The sequence below is a fragment of the Arthrobacter sp. P1_B4 genome (assembly GCF_056406555.1).
On sequence record NZ_JBFTZW010000018.1, the window covers coordinates 1 to 18,732 of the forward strand.

At 66.6% G+C, this 18,732-nt stretch carries 17 protein-coding genes and 1 pseudogene; 3 read left to right on the forward strand and 15 right to left on the reverse strand.

The genetic code is table 11. From position 1 onward, the window contains the following. The 15 genes and pseudogenes from AC1D1W_RS09365 to AC1D1W_RS09435 form a co-directional block, all read right to left on the reverse strand. Positions 1 to 187, reverse strand: a pseudogene (locus AC1D1W_RS09365) (hypothetical protein); the annotation flags it as partial. After that, the gene (locus tag AC1D1W_RS09370) at positions 180 to 1,346 is read right to left on the reverse strand and encodes an adenosine deaminase (RefSeq protein WP_476943518.1); all 1,167 of its coding nucleotides are present in this window, start codon (positions 1,344 to 1,346) and stop codon (positions 180 to 182) included. The gene AC1D1W_RS09370 and the pseudogene AC1D1W_RS09365, both read right to left, overlap by 8 nt. 32 nt (positions 1,347 to 1,378) lie before the next feature. Beyond that, on the reverse strand, positions 1,379 to 2,113 hold the full coding sequence (locus AC1D1W_RS09375; RefSeq protein ID WP_028277350.1) for a DedA family protein: 735 nt from the start codon (positions 2,111 to 2,113) through the stop codon (positions 1,379 to 1,381). Positions 2,114 to 2,269: 156 nt separating this feature from the next. Then, positions 2,270 to 2,905 carry a DedA family protein gene (locus AC1D1W_RS09380; RefSeq protein ID WP_243180086.1) on the reverse strand — a complete coding sequence of 212 codons (636 nt, stop codon included), beginning with the start codon at positions 2,903 to 2,905 and terminating at the stop codon, positions 2,270 to 2,272. Between the two features lie 190 nt (positions 2,906 to 3,095). After that, positions 3,096 to 4,427 carry a thymidine phosphorylase gene (locus tag AC1D1W_RS09385; RefSeq protein WP_476943519.1) on the reverse strand — a complete coding sequence of 444 codons (1,332 nt, stop codon included), beginning with the start codon at positions 4,425 to 4,427 and terminating at the stop codon, positions 3,096 to 3,098. Beyond that, the gene (locus tag AC1D1W_RS09390) at positions 4,424 to 4,828 is read right to left on the reverse strand and encodes a cytidine deaminase (protein WP_028277348.1); all 405 of its coding nucleotides are present in this window, start codon (positions 4,826 to 4,828) and stop codon (positions 4,424 to 4,426) included. The genes AC1D1W_RS09385 and AC1D1W_RS09390 overlap by 4 nt, the downstream gene beginning before the upstream one ends. A gap of 2 nt (positions 4,829 to 4,830) precedes the next feature. Continuing rightward, positions 4,831 to 6,147 (reverse strand): ABC transporter permease, encoded by a 1,317-nt coding sequence (locus AC1D1W_RS09395; RefSeq protein ID WP_476943520.1) that lies wholly within the window; start codon positions 6,145 to 6,147, stop codon positions 4,831 to 4,833. Then, positions 6,144 to 7,544: an ABC transporter permease gene (locus tag AC1D1W_RS09400; RefSeq protein WP_476943521.1), complete on the reverse strand. Its 1,401-nt coding sequence runs from the start codon at positions 7,542 to 7,544 to the stop codon at positions 6,144 to 6,146. The genes AC1D1W_RS09395 and AC1D1W_RS09400 overlap by 4 nt, the downstream gene beginning before the upstream one ends. Continuing rightward, entirely contained in the window at positions 7,537 to 9,228 is a 1,692-nt protein-coding gene (locus AC1D1W_RS09405; RefSeq protein WP_243180090.1) for an ABC transporter ATP-binding protein, read from the reverse strand. Before AC1D1W_RS09405 ends, AC1D1W_RS09400 begins: the two co-directional genes overlap by 8 nt. 163 nt (positions 9,229 to 9,391) lie before the next feature. Then, positions 9,392 to 10,498, reverse strand: coding sequence for a BMP family lipoprotein (locus AC1D1W_RS09410; RefSeq protein ID WP_439954117.1), 1,107 nt, complete (start codon positions 10,496 to 10,498; stop codon positions 9,392 to 9,394). 309 nt (positions 10,499 to 10,807) lie between these two features. After that, positions 10,808 to 11,839, reverse strand: coding sequence for an NADP-dependent oxidoreductase (locus tag AC1D1W_RS09415; RefSeq protein ID WP_476943522.1), 1,032 nt, complete (start codon positions 11,837 to 11,839; stop codon positions 10,808 to 10,810). Continuing rightward, positions 11,836 to 12,267 carry an organic hydroperoxide resistance protein gene (locus tag AC1D1W_RS09420; RefSeq protein WP_028277343.1) on the reverse strand — a complete coding sequence of 144 codons (432 nt, stop codon included), beginning with the start codon at positions 12,265 to 12,267 and terminating at the stop codon, positions 11,836 to 11,838. The genes AC1D1W_RS09415 and AC1D1W_RS09420 overlap by 4 nt, the downstream gene beginning before the upstream one ends. A 152-nt stretch (positions 12,268 to 12,419) precedes the next feature. Next, a complete protein-coding gene (locus tag AC1D1W_RS09425; protein WP_243180094.1) occupies positions 12,420 to 12,884 on the reverse strand; it encodes a MarR family winged helix-turn-helix transcriptional regulator in 465 nt (154 codons plus the stop codon). A 278-nt stretch (positions 12,885 to 13,162) separates the two neighbouring features. Continuing rightward, on the reverse strand, positions 13,163 to 14,362 hold the full coding sequence (locus tag AC1D1W_RS09430; protein ID WP_223914196.1) for an amidohydrolase: 1,200 nt from the start codon (positions 14,360 to 14,362) through the stop codon (positions 13,163 to 13,165). 97 nt (positions 14,363 to 14,459) lie between these two features. Then, the gene (locus tag AC1D1W_RS09435) at positions 14,460 to 15,593 is read right to left on the reverse strand and encodes a mannose-1-phosphate guanylyltransferase (RefSeq protein WP_026537818.1); all 1,134 of its coding nucleotides are present in this window, start codon (positions 15,591 to 15,593) and stop codon (positions 14,460 to 14,462) included. A gap of 267 nt (positions 15,594 to 15,860) precedes the next feature. On the opposite strand from AC1D1W_RS09435, the gene sdhC reads away from it, so the two are divergent. The 3 genes from sdhC to sdhA all read left to right on the forward strand — a co-directional run bounded on the left by sdhC (position 15,861) and on the right by sdhA (position 18,731). Next, complete coding sequence (gene sdhC, locus AC1D1W_RS09440; protein ID WP_079553238.1) at positions 15,861 to 16,241, forward strand: succinate dehydrogenase, cytochrome b556 subunit; 381 nt, start codon at positions 15,861 to 15,863, stop codon at positions 16,239 to 16,241. A gap of 3 nt (positions 16,242 to 16,244) precedes the next feature. Beyond that, positions 16,245 to 16,739, forward strand: coding sequence for a succinate dehydrogenase hydrophobic membrane anchor subunit (locus AC1D1W_RS09445; RefSeq protein ID WP_243180103.1), 495 nt, complete (start codon positions 16,245 to 16,247; stop codon positions 16,737 to 16,739). 192 nt (positions 16,740 to 16,931) lie between these two features. Then, positions 16,932 to 18,731, forward strand: a complete 1,800-nt coding sequence (gene sdhA / locus AC1D1W_RS09450) for a succinate dehydrogenase flavoprotein subunit (RefSeq protein WP_476943523.1) — start codon at positions 16,932 to 16,934, stop codon at positions 18,729 to 18,731. The last annotated feature ends 1 nt before the right edge of the window (position 18,732 follow it).

An 18,732-nucleotide genomic window follows, 5' to 3' on the forward strand; every position in this document is an offset into this window, starting at 1 on the left:
CCAGGAGGTACTCCACCAGGAGGTACTCCACGAGGGACTCGTGGGTGAGGGCACCCATCCAGGGGCAATGCTCGCGCAGGGCCGCGATCGTCCCCAGCAGCTCCCCGACCTCGCAAGCTCGGCCGGGGACCCCTGCCGCTGTGGGCCCAGCGAGCCTCTGGACGGGTGATGTGTCCTCGTTAGCCAAGATCGGAGTAGGCCTCGTTGATGTATTCGACCAGGGCTTCCTTCTCCTCGAGCGGCAGGAAGGCGGCCTCGGCCGCGTTCAGCGTCAGCTCCAGCAGGTCATCGAGGTCGTAGTCGAACGTCTCAACCAGGAGTTCGAACTCGTCGGTCAGCGTCACGCCGCTCATGAGCCGGTTGTCGGTGTTGATGGTGACGTTGAAGCCGAGCTGGTAGAGCATGTCCAGCGGGTGGCTTTCGATGCCCTCACCGAAACCGGCAATGGCGCCGGTCTGCAGGTTGGAGGAGGGGCAGATCTCCAGGGCGATGCCACGGTCCCGCACCCAGCTGGCGAGCTCGCCCAGGGTCACCATGCCGATGGTGTCGTTGACGGAGTCGTCGAAGCCTTCGGCGGCGGCGGCCTCTTCGTCCTCTTCGAATTCGATCGTGACGTCCTCGGCGATACGGACGCCGTGGCCCAGGCGCAGGGCCCGGCCGTCAACGAGGGCCGACTGGATGCTTTCCAGACCGGCGGCTTCGCCGGCGTGGACGGTGGCCGGGAAGTTGTGCTGGGCCAGGTAGGTGAAGGCGTCCTTGAAGCGGGACGGCAGGAAGCCGTCCTCGGCGCCGGCGATGTCGAAGCCGACGGCGCCGTTGTTGCGGTGGCGGACGGCCAGTTCGGCGATCTCCTGGCCGCGGTCGGCGTGGCGCATGGCGGTGATGAGCTGACCCACCTGGATATCGCGGCCGGTCTCTGCCACGGCGTCCACTCCAGCCTCGAGGCCGGCCTGCACGGCTTCGACCACGTCGTCCAGGCTCAGGCCCTTCTGCAGGTGCTGTTCGGGTGCCCAGCGCACCTCGCCGTACACGACGCCGTCGTCGGCCAGGTCTTCGACGAATTCCTTCGCGACGCGGAACAGGCCCTCCTTGGTCTGCATCACGGCGATGGTGTGGTCGAAAGTCTCCAGGTAGCGGACCAGGGAACCGGAGTCGGCGGATTCGCGGAACCACTCCCCCAGGGCGACGGGGTCCGTGGACGGCAGCGTGTGGCCGACGGCCTCAGCAAGTTCAATGATGGTGGCCGGGCGGAGTCCGCCGTCCAGGTGGTCGTGAAGGGAAACCTTGGGAAGGCCCTTCAGGTCGAAGTCGAGGTCGGGGGCAGCGTCAGGAATAGTCTCAGTCACGTTCCAACCATAGGGTCGCCGGGCGCCGGAAGCTACTTTCCGGACGCTCCGGACTCAGCGGACGGACCGGCCAGCATCGTGCCGTGCAGCTCGGAAGCACGCTCACCGGAGGCGGGTTCGGCGACGTATTCGGTCTCAGACGGGACCGGACGGGTGTCGTGGCGGCCCAGGCGCTTGTGCCACCAGCGCAGGAGATGGTCGATGAGGACACCGAGCACAATGGCGAATACCACCGCGATGCCCGCGCTGAGCAACGGGTTGTGGTGCAGCCACGGGAAGGAACTGGCCAGGACGCCGATGCCGATGGAGTAGGCGACCCACGTCAGGCAGGCGAAGCCGTCCAGGAAGAAGAACCGGCGGTGCGGAAACGCCGTCGTGCCTGCCACGTAGTTGACCGCGACACGGCCCCACGGAATGTACCGGGCGGTGAAGATCAGGACGGCGCCGCGCTTCTCGAGTTCGTAGTGGGCCCAACCGAACACCTTTTGGACCTTTGGCTTGCGCATCCAGCGGAACCGCTCGAGGCCAATCTTGCGGCCGAGCATGTAGGCCATGTTGTCGCCGGCCATGGCTCCCACGAGCGCCGTGAGGCCCAGGATCCACAGGTTGGGCTGGCCGCTGTGCACGGAGTACGCCGCTAGGGCAACGATCAGGGTCTCGCTGGGGACCACCATCGCGAAGCCGTCCACGAAGAAAAAAACCAGCAGGAGGGGGTAGATCCACCACTGGCCAGCGGCATGGAGCACGGCCTCGTTAATGAACTCCATGCAGGTGGTGCTCCTTGATGACTGGGAACGGACAACTAAGCCGTAACGTACTCGCGATGACAGTGGGTAGAACTATGAACGAAACTTTGCACGACGTGCGGCCAACAAACGTGACCCAAATCGCTCCTAAGTGTCCCATGGGCGGGCCCAATCCGCCTAGGACTCGGCGGGCGGCACGGAATGCGTCTGTTCCTCCGGTGCGCGGCCGCGCACCCTGCTGATCACGCGGTCCAGGACGACGCCCAGGACGATCGCGCAGACGATGGCAATGGCCGCTCCCAGCACGTGGTTTTTCTCAAACCACGGACCAACAGTCAGGCCGATCCCCACCGAGTAGCTGGCCCACAGCAGCGCCGAGAGCACCGTCAGGCTGACGAATCTGCGCCACGGGTAATGGGTGGCACCGGCGGTCAGGTTAACGGCCACCCGCCCGATCGGGACGAAGCGCGCCACAAGGATCAGTGAGGCAGGCCGTTTCCGCAGTTCCCGGCCGGCCCAGCGGAAGGCCGCCTGCATGCGCGGGCCGCGCTGCCACGCCCAGCGCCGGGTTCCGGTCCCGCGGCCGATCAGGTAGGCCATGTTGTCGCCCACCAGTGCCCCTGCGGCAGCCGTTGCGATCAGGAGCAGAGGGTTGGGGACGCCCGCCGTGGCGGCGACTGCAGCCAGGCCCACCACCACCGATTCGCTCGGAATCGGGGGGAAGAAGCCGTCGATCACGCAGCAGGCGAAAACCAGGACGAGGACCCAGGGTTGCCCTGCGGCGGCGAGGATGAAGTCGTTGATTGCCTGCACAGCTTCCTAACGCGCGGCGGGGCCAGATCGATCCAAGCGCAGGCTCGGCCGGAGCCGGGCCTGCGCCAAGGGTACTGCTGTGGAGTCAGTCTTGTGGAGTTAGTGTACCGCCGGCTCCGGCCGCCGTTGCCCCATCACGTACGGCTGTTATCCCCAGGGTTTGGGCGCCATAAGGGATAGGGCAACGGGGTTAGGCGATGCGGTCGATGATGAGCTTCTGGGCGGGCCGGGAGCCCTCGGGGGCGATCACGGCGGCGTGTTCGAGCGCTTCCTTGGCACGCTCGAACTTCTCCGGTGTGTCCGTCAGCAGGGTCATGAGCGGTTCGCCCGCCTTGACCGTGGCGCCGGGCTTGGCGTGCATCCGCACCCCGGCACCGGCCTGGACCTGGTCCTCCTTGCGGGCGCGCCCGGCGCCGAGCCGCCAGGCAGCGACGCCGACGGCCATCGCGTCGAGCTCCACCAGGACGCCGTCGGCCGGGGCGTAGATGACCTCGGATTCCTTGGCGACCGGGAGCTTGGCGCGCGGGTCTCCGCCCTGGGCCTCAATCATCCGGTTCCAGACGTCCATAGCCCGGCCGTCCCGGAGTGCTGCCCGGGGATCGGCGTCGCGGATGCCGGCACACGCCAGCATTTCCTCCGCGAGCCGGACGGTGAGTTCGACGACGTCGTCCGGGCCTCCGCCGGCGAGGACCTCCACGGATTCCTCGACCTCGATCGCGTTGCCCGCGGTCAGGCCCAGCGGCGTGTTCATGTTGGTAAGCAGTGCCACCGTGTTGACGCCGGCGTCCTTGCCCAGGGCCACCATGGTTTCGGCCAGTTCGCGGGCGCGCGCCTCGTCCTTCATGAACGCGCCGCTGCCCACCTTGACGTCGAGCACCAGCGAGCCGGTGCCTTCGGCGATCTTCTTGCTCATGATCGAGGAGGCGATCAGCGGGATGGCCTCCACGGTTCCGGTGACATCGCGGAGCGCGTAGAGCTTCTTGTCCGCCGGGGCCAGCCCGGCCCCGGCCGCGCAAATGACCGCGCCGACGTCCTGGAGCTGGGCCATCATTTCGTCATTGCTCAGGGCCGCACGCCAGCCCGGGATGGCCTCGAGCTTGTCCAGGGTGCCGCCGGTGTGGCCGAGGCCGCGGCCCGAGAGCTGCGGCACTGCCACGCCAAACACCGCCACCAGCGGAGCCAGCGGCAGGGTGATCTTATCCCCGACGCCGCCGGTGGAGTGCTTGTCCGACGTCGCCTTCACGCCGCCGTCGGGCCGCCGCAGGCTGGAGAAGTCCATCCGCTCGCCGGAGGCGATCATGGCCGCCGTCCAGCGGGAGATCTCGGCCCGGTCCATGCCGTTGAGCAGGATGGCCATGTTCAGGGCGGCCATCTGTTCGTCGGCGATGGCGCCGCGGGTGTACGCGTCGATTGTCCAGTCGATCTGGGCCGGGCTGAGCACACCCTTGTCCCGCTTGATGCGGATGATGTCGACGGCGTCGAACGCTTCACTGTTGTTGGGGTTCTGTGTCGTTTGTGTCACCGGGGTTCCTCCAGGTGTTGGGGGCCAAAGGCATCGGGAAGGACCTGGTCCATGGTCTTGATTCCCTGCGTGGTCATGAGCTCCATGTCCGGAGCCCGGAATTCGTAGAGCAGCTGGCGGCAGCGCCCGCACGGCATGAGGACATTCCCGCCGGCGTCGACGCAGTAGAAGGCGCGCAGCCGTCCCCCGCCGGTCATCTGCAGGTTGCCCACCAGGGCGCACTCGGCGCACAGTGTCAGCCCGTAGCTGGCGTTTTCGACATTGCAGCCGCTGACGATCCGCCCGTCTCCGGTGAGGGCCGCGGCCCCCACCGGAAACTTCGAATACGGCGCATAGGCGTTCTTCATGGCGGAGACTGCCGCGGCTTCGAGTGCAGCCCAGTCGACGTCGGTGCTGTCCATTCTCAGCCCTTGATGTACGGTATGCCGTCAGCGGCCGGCGGCCGGGAGCGGCCGACGAGCCCGGCCACGGCAAACACGGTCACCACGTACGGCAGCATGGCCATGAACTGGCTCGGCACCGGGGTGCCGATGATCGTCACGATGCTCTGCAGGTTGTCGGCGAAGCCGAACAGCAGCGCCGCGAAGAACGCCCCGATCGGGTTCCAGCGGCCCAGGATCATGGCGGCGAGGGCAATGAAGCCGCGGCCGCCGGAGATTTCCTTGGTGAAGCTGTCGATCGCCACGAGGGTGAAGAACGATCCGCCGATCCCGGCGACGGCGCCGCCAAGAGTGACGTTCCAGAAGCGGGTCGCGTTGACCTTGATGCCCAGGGTGTCGGCCGCCTGCGGGTGCTCGCCCACGGCACGGACGCGCAGGCCCCACTTCGTCTTGAACAGTGCGACCCAGATCACGATGACTGCCACGTACATCAGGTAGCCCACCACGGACTGTTTGAAGAGGATGGGCCCGATCACGGGGATGCTGGACAGGACCGGGATATCGATGATGGGCAGCTCGGCGGGCGAGTTGTATTTCTCGGGGTCCGACTGCATCACCGTGGTGAACAGGAAGCCGGTGAGCCCGGAGACCAGGACGTTGAGCACGACGCCGACGATGATCTGGTTGACCACGTACTTGATGCTGAACACTGCCAGCACCACCGACACAAGGGCGCCCGCCACGGCCGCCGCAAGCAGGCCCAGGTAGGGGTTGTGCGTCAGGCTGGCGACGAGCGCGGCCGTGAAGGCACCACCCAGGAGCTGGCCTTCGATGGCGATGTTAACGACGCCGGCGCGTTCGCACAGCACACCTGAGAGGGAGCCGAATACGATCGGCACGGCGAGGGTCACGGATCCGGCGATGAGGCCTGCCAGCGAAATACTGGGGGTCCGGGCGCCGCCCACCACCCAGATCAGGAAGGCGACCACGAAAACGACGGTGAACACGGCCGGCACCCAGCGCGGGGGCCGCCGGTTCGCTCTCGCCTTCAGGACCAGGGCGTAGCCCGCGAGGACCAGCAGGATCAGGGAGAGCACCATGCCGGACAGGAACGCGGGTACTTCGATCRCCGGGAGCTGGAAGAAGTCTCCGCTGGATGAAACCCCGAACTTGGCGTTCGCCTGCGGGCCCAGCAGTCCGAAGAAGATGAAGGCGATGGTGGCCAGAACCGCAAGCGTGACCGGCAACTTCCAAGTCACGGGCTTGGCGGACACCGTCGGCCTGTGGTTCTTCTCCGGCTGTGGTTTTCCTTCAACGGGCGAGGTTGCTGTTGTGCTCATGCGGCACCTCCGGTGGTTGCGGCCTGCTTGGTTTTGCCGGCGATCGCGGCCTTCTTCTTGCGCGGGTTGAGTCCGAAGATCGCCCGGACCAGCGGCGGCGCCGCGATGAACAGCACGATGAGCGACTGGACCACGAGCACGATGTCGATCGGAGTTCCGGTCTGGATCTGCATCTGGACGGCGCCTGCGCGGAAGGCCCCGAACAGCAGGCCGGCGGCGAAGGTGCCCCATGGCGAGGACCGTCCCAGCAGCGCGACCGTGATGGCGTCAAAGCCGTAGGTTGCCGCGACACCGTCGGTCAGGACCTTTTCGGTGCCCGCCACCTGTGCCACGCCGGCCAGGCCGGCCAGGCCACCGGCAATGGTCATCACCAGGATGGTGGCCCGGGAGACGTTGATGCCGGCGGTCAGGGCTGCCTTGGGGTTGGCCCCGACGGCACGGAATTCGAAACCGAGCGTGGAGCGGTTCAGCAGCCACGAAACAAACACGGTGGCCGCGATGGCCAGCAGGAATCCCAGGTGCAGCCGGTACTGGCTGCCGAAGATCAGCGGGTACGCGGCGCTGGGGTCCACGATGGGCGATATCGGTGTGTCCGCCCCCGGACGCTGGAACAAGTCCGTGTCGAGCAGGTAGCGCAGGAAATAGAGTGCGATGTAGTTGAACATGATGGTCACGATGACCTCGTGGGCGCCGGTCCGGGCTTTGAGCACGCCGACGATGCCGCCCCACACGGCGCCGCCGATGACGCCGGCCACCAGGACCAGCAGCAGGTGTATCCCCAGCGGCAGGTGCAGCGCGAAGCCGACCCACGAGGCGAGGATGCCGGCCATGATGATCTGGCCCTGCGCACCGATGTTGAACAGGCCCGCGCGGAAGGCCAGGGCGACGCCGAGGCCGGCGGTGATCAGCGGGGTGGCGATGGTCAGCGTCTCCATGAGGGGGGCGAACTGTCCGGCCACGCCGTTCCCGCGGGGGTTGAAGACCGCGCCCTGGAAGAGGGCGACGTAGGAATCGGTGGCGGCGGACCAGACGGCGAGGAGGAAGTCACTGGGCCGGGCAAAGAGATAGCCCGCCGTGGTGCCGACAACCTTGTCCGTCATGGCGATGAGCAGACCGCCCAGGATCAGCGCGAGCAGCACCGCCAGGATGGTCACTATGCCGTTGCCGGTGAAGATCTTGCGCAGCAGCGACTCCTCTTCCGGGGCACCCGGAAGAGCTCCGCTCTGGGTCGAGACCGGAACGGCCGATGGCTGGTGGGCGCCTCCCGCGGTGTCCAGCGAGGTGACGAAGTCTGCATCATCCTCGAGCGGTTCAGGCTCCACGTCGGTGGCCTGCGATGCCGGAAGTTGGTCCGGGTCCGGTGCGGCCGCGGACCGCGGCTCGGTGTTCTCACTCATGGGGGTCTCCTACGGCGCCGGAGCCGGGCTCCTGCACGGACGGGGCGGCGGGGGCCGGGTTCATGGCCGGCTTCGTTGCGGGTTTTTCGGCCGGGGTGCCGGCCGGGTTTTCTGCTGCGTTCGCGGCCGGGTTTTCAGAAAGGGATCGGGCCGAGTGCCTGCCTGCGGCGTCGGCCTGGGCCTCGTCCGGGGAAACGCCGGCCATCATCAGGCCCAGGACGTCACGCCCGGTGCCGGCCGGGACGATCCCGACCAGCCGGCCCTTGTACAGCACGGCGATCCGGTCGGCGAGTTCAATCACCTCGTCCAGTTCGGTGGAGACGATCATGACGGGCGTGCCGTGGTCCCGCTCCGCGACGATCCGCTTGTGCAGGAACTCGATGGAGCCCACGTCCACGCCGCGGGTGGGCTGGGAGGCGATGAAGAGCCGCAACGGCCGGGAGAGCTCCCGGGCCATGACGACCTTCTGCTGGTTGCCGCCGGACAGGGTGCCGGCTGCCAGTGAGCCGGACGGGGTGCGGACGTCGAATTCCGCGATCCGGGTCTTGGCGTTCTCCAGGACCTTGGCCGGGCTCATGCTGATGCCCTTGGCGAACGGCGCCTGGTCGTAGCGGTCCAGGATCAGGTTCTCGGCGATGGAGAACGTGCCGATCAGCCCGTCGAGGGACCGGTCTTCCGGCACGAATCCGACGCCGGCGTTGAGGACCTCCTTGACGCTGCGGCCCACGAGTTCTTCGCCGTCGAGGGTGATCGAGCCGTGGACCCGCTCGTGCAGGCCCAAAATGGCTTCGGTCAGTTCCGTCTGGCCGTTGCCCTGGACGCCGGCGACGGCGAGGATCTCGCCGCGGGCGATTCCGAAGCTGATCCCGTCCACCACGTGCTGGCCGTTGGGGGCGATGACGGTGAGGTTCTTGACCTCGAAGGTGGTCTCCTGCGGATTCGCGGGAGCCTTGTCCAAGGTCAGGCTCACGGCCCGGCCCACCATCATGGAGGCCAGCTCGGTGGTCGAGGCGCCGGGATCGGCCGAGCCCACTACCTTGCCGCGCCGGATGACGGTGATGGTGTCCGAAACGGCCTTCACCTCACGCAGCTTGTGGGAAATGAAGACGATCGAGGTGCCGTGGCTCTTGAGCTGGCGCATGATGTCCAGCAGTTCATCGGTGTCCTGCGGGGTCAGCACGGCCGTGGGCTCATCGAGGATGAGCACCTTGGCGTCGCGGACCAGTGCCTTGATGATCTCCACGCGCTGCTGCACGCCCACGGGGAGGTCTTCGATCAGCGCGTCGGGGTCGACGTCGAAACCGTACCGGTCGGAGATCTCCCGGATTTTCCGGCGGGTGTCATCCAGGTCCAGGAATCCGCCGGTCTTGGTGGTCTCCGCTCCCAGGGCAACGTTCTCCGCGACGGTGAAGACGGGGACCAGCATGAAGTGCTGGTGCACCATGCCGATGCCGGCCGCCATGGCGTCGCCGGGACCGCGGAACGTGACCGGTTTGTCGTCGATGAGGATTTCGCCCTCTGTGGGCTCGTACAGTCCGTAGAGGACGTTCATCAGCGTGGACTTGCCCGCGCCGTTCTCACCGAGCAGACAGTGGATCTGCCCGGGTTCAACAACCACATCGATGTGATCGTTTGCTACCAGGGAGCCGAAGCGTTTGGTAATGCCCTTGAGTTCAAGTTTCAAAACTCTGACCAATCTCGAGGTGTCCGGAAGGCTTGGTCCGGACGCGTAGGGGCGCTGCAGCACCAGCTTAGTGCCTGGGATCTGAGGCACTAAGGGCCGCAACGAAAAGCGCCACAGCCCGTGCGGTGGTGACCGGACGGGCCGTGGCGCTTAGCGGAGGAAGTTAGGCTTTCGGGCTTGCTGCGGATTCAACCTTCAGCTTGCCGTCGGCGATGTCCTTCTTGATCTGGTCCAGCTCGGACTTCAGTTCGGCCGGAACCTGGGAATCCATGTCGTGGAACGGGGCAAGCTGAACGCCGTCGTTCGCGAGCGTGCCGACGTACGGCTTGTTGGTGAACTGGCCGTCCTTGTCCTGCTTGACGACCGCCTCGACGGCCTGGCCCATCTGCTTCATGACGGAGGAGAGCATGATGTCCTTGTAATCCGGTGCCGTGAGGAAGCCGTCGGAGTCAACCCAGATGAGCTTGACGTCCTTGCCGGCTGCCTTGGCTTCCTGCAGGGCCGCGCCCGCACCCTTGCCGACCGGACCGGCGACGGGCATGACGATGTCGGCGCCCTGGTCCAGGAAGTTCTGGGTGAACTGCTTGCCCTTGTCCTGCTTTTCGAAGTCGCCGGTGAAGGAGCCGTCCTGCTTGGCCTTGTCCCAGCCGAGAAGCTTGACGTCCTTGCCCTTCTTCTCGTTGTAGTACTTCACGCCGTCGGCAAAACCGTCCATGAAGATGGTGACCGTGGGGATCTTGATGCCGCCGAACGTGGCGACCGTCCCGGTCTTGGTGGTGCCGGCTGCGAGGTAGCCGGCCAGGAATGCTGCCTGGGCGGTGTCGTAGATGATCGGCTTGACGTTGGCGACCGGGGTGTCGTAGCCGAAGTCGATGATGGCGAAGTGCTTGTCCGGGTTCGCGGTGGCCTGGGACTTGGTGGCGTCGCCGAGCAGGAAGCCGACCGTGATGGTCAGGTTGCAGCCGGCGGAGACCATGGCGCGCAGGTTGGGCTCGAAGTCGTTGTTGGTCTTGGACTCGGCCTGGTTCATCTTAAGGCCCAGCTCCGACGTGACCTTCTTCAAGCCCTCGTAGGAAGACTGGTTGAACGACTGGTCATCGAACCCGCCCGAGTCGGACACGATGCAGCCCTGGTAGTTGCTGGCGGTGTTGGTGGCGGTGCTGGCCTCCGGGGCAGCTCCGCAGCCGGTCAGCAGGAGTGCAGCCGCGCCCGCGGTGGCGACGCCGGCCATTGATCCGCGCTTAAAGGTGGCACGCAGAGAGTTCTTCAATTTTCCTCCAGGAAGAAAGAGTAGGCGCTACGACGGAAGTTCAATGAGTGTCTGTCTGCGGTGTTCCGCTGATCTCTGTTGTCACTGATGGATTTCGCAGCACTGCGCCGAGGCGCACTGATGCAAGCTACTGTAGTGGCCTGCGCCACGTCCCGATAACACACGTCCCGGCGAATGCCCAGATTGTTGAGAACTTGTTACCTAGAGGTAGCCGGTGCCCGCCGCGACCACATACGCCTCCGGCGCCGGTCCCCGCAGGAACCGGCGCCGGAGGCGTATGTGGCGGCACGGCGATTGCCGGGTGTCAGGCTACAGCCGCACGAGCATCTTGCCGGTGTTGGCGCCGTCGAGCAGGTCCATGAAGGCCTGCGGGGCATTCTCCAGCCCGTCCACCACCGTCTCGTCGTAGCGGACCGTTCCGTCGGCCAGCCAGCCRGACATGGTCTCGACGAACTCGGCCATGTGCTGCCAGTAGCCGCCCACCAGGAAGCCCTTGAGCGTCAGCTGCTTGCCGATCGCCAGCATGAGGTTCCGCGGCGCCGGCGTGGGCTCGGTCGCGTTGTACTGGGCGATGGCCCCGCACATGGCCACCCGGCCACCGACCGTGAGGGCGGACAGCGCGGCTTCGAGGTGCTCGCCGCCGACGTTGTCGAAGTAGACGTCGATCCCGCGCTCACCCGCGGCCGCGGCGAGCTGTTCCGCCACGGGGCCGTCGTGGTAGTTGAACGCGGCGTCGAAGCCGAGTTCGAGCAGGCGTGCCACCTTTTCCGGCGAGCCGGCGCTGCCGATCACCCTGGACGCGCCCATGGCCTTCGCGATCTGCCCGACAAGCGAGCCGACCGCGCCGGCGGCGCCCGAGACGAACACGGCGTCGCCGGGCTTGAATTCCGCGACCTTCAGCAGTCCCGCGTAGGCGGTCAGCCCGGTCATGCCGAGGGCGCCGAGGAATGCTGACGCGGGGGCAAGATCGGTGCGCGCCACCGTGGTGGCCGCTGCATCGACGACGGCGTATTCGCGCCAGCCGAGGCCGTGCACCACCGTGTCGCCCACAGCGCGCCCTTCGGCCCGGGACGCGATGACTTCGCCGACGGCGCCGCCGTCGAGGGCGCTATCCAGCGCAAACGGCGCGGAGTAGGACTTGACGTCGTTCATGCGTCCGCGCATGTACGGGTCCACCGAGATGAACAGGTTGCGGACCAGGACCTGGCCGTCCTGCAGTTCTGGCAGCGCCGACTCGGCGAGGCGGAAGTTCGCCGGGACGGGGCGGCCGTGGGGGCGGGACGCCAGCTGGATCTCGCGGGTGGTGGCGGGAAGGGTGAGAGTTTCGGTGTTGTTGCTCATGCGGCTACCTCCAAGATGGTGATGTCAACAGTGATGTTGCCGCGGGTGGCGTTGGAGTACGGGCAGATCTGGTGGGCCTTGGCCACGAGGGCCTCGGCCGTGTCCCGGTCCACGGCGGGCAGGGCGATCTCAAGTTCGGCGGCCAGACCGTAGCCGGCACCGTCTTCGAGGGCGCCGAAGTGGATTTTGGCGGCGACGGCGGAGTCCGTCAGGTCGGCGCGTTCCTTGCGTCCCACAAGGCGCAGGGCGGAGTGGAAGCACGCGGCGTAGCCGGCGGCAAAGAGCTGTTCGGGGTTGGTGCCCGCGCCGTCACCGCCGAGTTCGACCGGGCTGGCAAGGGTGACGCTCAGCTTGCCGTCCTTGCTGATGGCGGTGCCGTCGCGGCCTTCGCCGGAGGCCAGGGCCTCTGCTGTGTAAAGGGTCTTCATGGGGTTTCCGTTCTGTCGGAGGGAAGAAGGGGTTCAGTGGGAACTCGCCGGAAGCCTGCGGAGTCGCCGTAAATTTCCGGCGAGTTGGCACGCCTCCCGCGGTTTCGACGTCGGCCGTGTGGGCCTGGGAAGGGTGGTGGAGGGGGAAGGGCTTAGTGGGAGGCGTGGAGCGCGTTCGTCAGCCGGCCCAGGGTGTCGCGGAGCTGGTCCAGTTCCGCGGCGGTGAGCCCGGCGGCGTCTGCCAGTCGCTGCGGGATACCGCTGGCCTTGGCGCTCAGGGCGGCGCCGGCGTCGGTCAGGAAGATCTCCACGCGGCGCTCGTCCTCGGCGGAGCGGCGGCGCTGGACGAGGCCGAGCGCTTCGAGCCGCTTGAGCAGCGGCGAGAGCGTGCCGGAGTCCAGGCCCAGCTCCTCCCCCAGTTCACGCACGCTGCGCGGCGCCGCTTCCCAGAGCACCAGCATGGCGAGGTACTGCGGGTAGGTCAGGCCGAGCTCCTCGAGCATGGGCCGGTAGGCGGCCGTGGCGGCACGTGAGGCAGAGTACATCGCAAAGCACACCTGCCGGTTCAGGCGGAGCGCTTCCGGGCCGCCAGTGCGGGCCTCTTCTGACGTGGTCATGCCTCCACCATACTGCACAATCCAGTTGCGTGCAATTCAGTTGTACACAACTGAATTGCACAGCGGGAACCGATAACAGGTGTGCAGGGGGCCAGCCGCGGCACCGTTCCCAGCCGCGGCCGCCGAGATTCCCCATGTTTGACGGGTGCCGCCGGCGTGTCGGCCCGCAACCGCCGGCGTGTCCCGGCGTCGTGCCGGCAAAGGTGGGGAAACTCCGCGCGGCGGTCCTGGCCGGGTGTAGCGGGGCAGGCCCGGCGTAGGGGCCCGGGCGGAACGGCTTACAGGTCGCGGATGGTGCGCAGGGCCGCCGCCGTGAGCACCTGGATGCCCAGGCCCAGCGCCCGCTCATCGACGATGTAGTCACCGCGGTGGAGGTCATACTCTTCCCCGCCGGGCGTCTTCGTGCCGAGGCGCATCATGGCGCCGGGGGTGTCGGCCAGGAACCAGGCAAAGTCTTCCCCGCCCATGGACTGCGGGGTCAGGACCACGGCGCCCTCGCCGATTTCGGCGCGGGCCGCGGCCTCGATCAGCGCGGTCTCGTGCTCGGAGTTGACCACCGGCGGCACGCCGCGGGTGTGTTCCAGGTGGACATCGACGCCGTACGGCTCGGCGACCTGCCGGATGATGTCGTCGAGCAGCTCGCCGGCGTCGTGCCAGGCGTCACGGTCCAGGCAGCGCATGGTGCCGGCCATGTAGCCGCTGCCCGGGATGGCGTTCGGGGCCGAGCCCGCGGAGATCTGCCCCCAGACCACGGACACGCCGCTGCGGACATCGACGCGGCGCGAGAGCACTGCGGGAACGTTGACCGCGATCTGCGCCAGGGCGAAGACCAGCTCCTCGGTCAGGTGCGGGCGCGAGGTGTGGCCGCCGCGGCCGGAAAGTTCAATCTTGATGGTGTCCGAGGCGGAGGTGATCGCCCCGATCCGGGTGCCGATCTTGCCGATCTCGATCCGGGGGTCGCAGTGCAGCGCCAGGATGCGCGGCACGCCTTCCAGGACGCCCTGTTCGATGCACGAGGTGGCGCCGCCGGGCATGGTCTCCTCGGCCGGCTGGAAGATGATCCGGACGGTCCCGCGCAGAGGGGAGGCCTCGTGCATGCGCTGCAGGACCAGCGCGATCCCGAGCATGGTGGCAGTGTGGACGTCGTGGCCGCAGGCATGGGTCACGCCGTGGTTCTTCGAGGCGAACTCAAGGCCCGTTTCCTCGATGATGGGCAGGGCGTCGATATCCCCGCGCAGTGCGGTGGCGATGGGACCCTGTCCGACGTCGACCGTCAGGCCTGTGCCCTCGAGGCGGCGCGGCTTGAGCCCGGCTTCCTCGAGCCGTTTCGCCAGCTTGTCGGTGGTGCGGAACTCCTTGAACGAAAGTTCCGGATGCGCATGGAGGTCGCGGCGGAAAGCGATCAACTCCGGCAGGAGGGGCTCCAGCCACGGCCCCACGAGAGTCGTGGGCTCAGCTTCAGTCGAATAGTTGCGCACGGAATAACTCTATCGAGCGGCCAAAGAATAGCGGCATCGGGTACGGCGCGTTACGGATTGCTGAACATTGCACAGGCCGTGATCCGCTCTCCTCCGGCTACAGGACGTCGGTGTCGCCCTTGGCCTTGATGGCATCCACGGCCTGCTTGACCCGCTGCGAGTGTTCCTTGGTGGTGACCAGCAGGGCGTCCGGGGTGTCAACGATCACGACGTCCTTGATGCCGATCAGGGCGATCACCCGCTTGGTATCGGAGACCACCACGCCACTCGCGTTCTCGGTGAAGACGCGTGCGCCCTCGCCCAGGACCGTGACCTCGTCGACTTCCTTGGCGCTGTTGAGCCGGCCCACGGAGGCGAAGTCCCCGACGTCGTCCCAGAGGAACGTTCCGGGCACCACGGCGACGTCGCCGGCGGCGGCGGCGGGCTCGGCGACGGCGTAGTCAATAGCGATCTTGGGCAGCGTGGGCCACACCCGGGCCGTGACAGCGTCGCGCTCCGGAGTGTCCCAGGCCTTGGCGATCTCCTGGAGGCCGGCGAAGAGCTCGGGCTGGTTGGCTTCGAGGTGCTTAAGCATCAGCGAGACCGGGGCCACGAACATGCCCGCGTTCCAGACATATTCGCCGCTGTCGACGTACTCCTGGGCCACTTCCTCGCTGGGCTTCTCCACGAACTCCACCACGGACTGCGCACTGGGCGCGTCCGGGATGTGGAGGTTCGCGCCGGAACGGATGTAGCCGAATCCGGTGGAGGGATGGGTCGGCTTGATGCCGATGGTGACGATCTTCCCCGCGGCCGCGGTGTAGACGGCTTCACGGACGGCGTCCTGGAAGAGGTCGTCCGGGCTGATGACCTGGTCCGCGGCAAACGAGCCCATGATGATGTCCGGGTCCCGCTCGTGGAGGATGGCCGCGGCGAGTCCGATCGCAGCACCGGAGTCTTTGGGCTCGCTCTCCAGGACGAGGTCGGCTTCCAGGACCTCAGGCAGCTGGCGGCAGACGGCTGCCCTGTGGGCGGAGCCGGTCACCACCAGCACGTGCTTGCCGGCGACGGGCTGGAGGCGGTCATAGGTCGCGCGCAGCAGAGTACTGCCCGAACCGGTGAGGTCGTGAAGGAATTTCGGGGCTGCTGCCCGTGACAGGGGCCAGAGGCGGGTCCCCACTCCGCCCGCCGGAATGACCGCAATAAAACGGTCCAGCGGTGAATCCTGGCTTGTCACTTTGTCTGTAGTCATCACGGCTACTTTAGCCGACGGCGGCCAATTCGGTCCGAATTGAGCCGGGATCCGGCCCTACCGGCGCCTGCGACCACAGCCAAATGTGGCGTTCGTCTCAAAACAAACGCAAAACCGCGCCGGGGCCGGTCAACAAGGAGTTCCCAAATTGAATAAGCTGTTAGCGAAGCCTAGATTTAGGCTTGAGCTTACGAGTGCTCTCGCAGCAGGCGTTCCCCCCGCGTGGATCCCATGCCAGCGCCGCTGTGTTGCAGGGAGGTTTATTCAGTGCCRACAAAACCAGCTGGCACCTTGTACCGCGGCCGTGAAGGCATGTGGTCCTGGGTTGGACACCGCATTACCGGTGTAGTGATTTTCTTCTTCTTGTTGGTCCACGTGCTGGACACCTCATTGGTGCGTGTGTCCCCCGAGGCCTACACCGCAGTGATTGGTGCCTACAAGAACCCCCTCATGGCCCTGGGTGAAACGGGCCTTGTCGCGGCGATCGTGTTCCACGCCTTCAACGGCCTGCGGATCATCGCCGTCGACTTCTGGAAGAAGGGTGCCAAGTACCAGCGTCAGATGCTCTGGACGGTCCTGGGCCTCTGGGTCGTCGTCATGGTCGGCTTCTCCATCCGCCACCTGTCCCTCGCCCTTGGAGGTCACTAAGCCATGACTGCAACCATTCAAAGCCCACGTAGTGGAAAACCCAGTAGTGGAAAACCCAGTAGTGGAAAGATCCAGCCAAAGTACCGCCGCACTGGCGGTTCCAAGGGCAACTTCGAGATGCTCGCCTGGCTCTTCATGCGCCTCTCCGGCGTCGTGCTGGTGGTGCTGATCTTCGGCCACCTGACCGTGAACCTGCTGGTCGGCGAGGGCATCCACGCGATCGACTTCGGCTTTGTGGCCGGCAAGTGGGCCGACCCGTTCTGGCAGTTCTGGGACCTGGCCATGCTGTGGCTCGCCATGCTGCACGGCACCAACGGCGTCCGCACGATCATCAATGACTACGCCGAGAAGGACGCAACGCGCCTTTGGCTGAAGATTGTGCTCTACGCGGCCACCACGGTCATCATCATCCTGGGCACCCTGGTCATCTTCACGTTCAATCCGTGCCCCGTGGCCAACGGCGTCCAGCTTCCCGGCGGTTTCTGCCCCGCGCCTTAGCGGCGCAGCCGTAATGGTTCAGCCGTAGCGGCGGAACCGCCGCGGACAGGAGCCCGTAGGGGCAGGAATCCGAGGTCCGTCACGGCAACTGATCTTGCCTGCCGAGCGCAGGCGCAGATTGCACGAGACTTCACCGGGCAGGCGCGGCCTGCCGGTGGTTTATAGCGAATTTTGAGAGAAAGAGCGTCTGGTATGCAGGTCCATAAGTACGACGTCGTGATCGTCGGTGCCGGTGGCGCCGGGATGCGCGCGGCGATCGAATCAGGTCAGCGCGCCCGAACAGCAGTACTGACCAAGCTCTACCCCACGCGGTCCCACACCGGCGCGGCGCAGGGCGGCATGTGTGCAGCCCTGGCCAACGTCGAGGAAGACAACTGGGAGTGGCACACCTTCGACACCATCAAGGGCGGCGACTACCTGGTTGACCAGGACGCCGCCGAGGTCATGGCGAAGGAAGCGATCGACGCCGTCCTGGACCTGGAAAAGATGGGCCTGCCGTTCAACCGCACGCCCGAGGGCCGCATTGACCAGCGCCGCTTCGGTGGCCACACCCGCGACCATGGCAAGGCACCGGTCCGCCGCGCCTGCTACGCCGCCGACCGCACCGGCCACATGATCCTGCAGACCCTGTACCAGAACTGCGTCAAGCACAACGTCGAGTTCTACAACGAGTACTACGTCCTGGACCTGCTGACCGTCGAAGAGGACGCTGTCCGCGAGGACGGCACGCCGTACAAGCAGAAGCGCGTCGCCGGCGTCGTGTCCTACGACCTCGCCTCCGGCGAGCTGCACGTCTTCCAGGCCAAGTCCGTGGTGTTCGCCTCCGGCGGCGCCGGCAAGGTCTTCAAGACCACCTCCAACGCCCACACCCTGACCGGTGACGGCATGGGCATCGCGTTCCGCCGGGGCATCCCCCTGGAGGACATGGAATTCTTCCAGTTCCACCCGACCGGCCTGGCCGGCCTGGGCATCCTGCTCTCCGAGGCCGCCCGCGGCGAAGGCGCGATCCTGCGCAACTCCGAGGGTGAACGCTTCATGGAGCGCTACGCGCCCACCATCAAGGACCTCGCCCCGCGCGACATCGTGGCCCGCTCCATGGCCAACGAAGTCCGTGAGGGACGCGGCTGCGGCCCGAACAAGGACTACGTCCTCCTGGACCTGACGCACCTTGAGCCTGCGCACATCGATGCCAAGCTGCCGGACATCACCGAGTTCGCCCGCACCTACCTGGGTGTGGAGCCGTACACGGAGCCGGTTCCGGTGTTCCCGACGGCGCACTACGCCATGGGCGGCATCCCCACGAACATCAGCGCCGAGGTCCTCCAGGACAACGACACGGTGGTCCCGGGCCTCTACGCCGCCGGCGAGGTCGCCTGCGTCTCCGTCCACGGCTCCAACCGCCTGGGCACCAACTCGCTGCTGGACATCAACGTGTTCGGCAAGCGCGCCGGCATCGCCGCCGCCGAGTACGCCAAGACTGCCGACTTCGTGGAGCTCCCCGTTGACCCGGAGGCCTACACGCTGAACCTGCTGGACCACGTCCGCACCTCTGACGGCACCGAGAAGGTCGCTGYGATCCGCAAGGAACTGCAGGACACCATGGACGCCAACATGCAGGTGTTCCGCACCGCCGACACGCTGAACCAGGTCCTGAAGGACATTGCCTCCTTCGAGGAGCGGTACCAGCGCATCAGCGTCCAGGACAAGGGCAAGCGCTTCAACCTGGACCTGCTCGAGGCGGTGGAGCTGGGCTTCCTGCTCGAGCTCGCCAAGGTCATGACCGTGGCGGCCCTGCACCGCGAGGAATCCCGCGGCGGCCACTTCCGCGAGGACTTCCCCGAGCGCGACGACGAAAAATTCATGAAGCACTCCATGGCGTACAAGGATGACCACGCCCCGGCGGACGGTTCCGCCGAGTCGATTGCCGGCATCCGGCTTGCCACCAAACCGGTGGTCTTTACGCGCTACGAGCCGATGGTGAGGAAGTACTAAG

Bases quoted from the DNA above. Each gene is read 5' to 3' on its own strand.
- AC1D1W_RS09375 (WP_028277350.1), bottom strand. From the start codon at position 2,113: ATGGAGTTCATTAACGAGGCCGTGCTCCATGCCGCTGGCCAGTGGTGG.
- AC1D1W_RS09390 (WP_028277348.1), bottom strand. From the start codon at position 4,828: ATGGACAGCACCGACGTCGACTGGGCTGCACTCGAAGCCGCGGCAGTC.
- AC1D1W_RS09400 (WP_476943521.1), bottom strand. From the start codon at position 7,544: ATGAGTGAGAACACCGAGCCGCGGTCCGCGGCCGCACCGGACCCGGAC.
- AC1D1W_RS09420 (WP_028277343.1), bottom strand. From the start codon at position 12,267: ATGAAGACCCTTTACACAGCAGAGGCCCTGGCCTCCGGCGAAGGCCGC.
- AC1D1W_RS09425 (WP_243180094.1), bottom strand. From the start codon at position 12,884: ATGACCACGTCAGAAGAGGCCCGCACTGGCGGCCCGGAAGCGCTCCGC.
- AC1D1W_RS09435 (WP_026537818.1), bottom strand. From the start codon at position 15,593: ATGACTACAGACAAAGTGACAAGCCAGGATTCACCGCTGGACCGTTTT.
- AC1D1W_RS09445 (WP_243180103.1), top strand. From the start codon at position 16,245: ATGACTGCAACCATTCAAAGCCCACGTAGTGGAAAACCCAGTAGTGGA.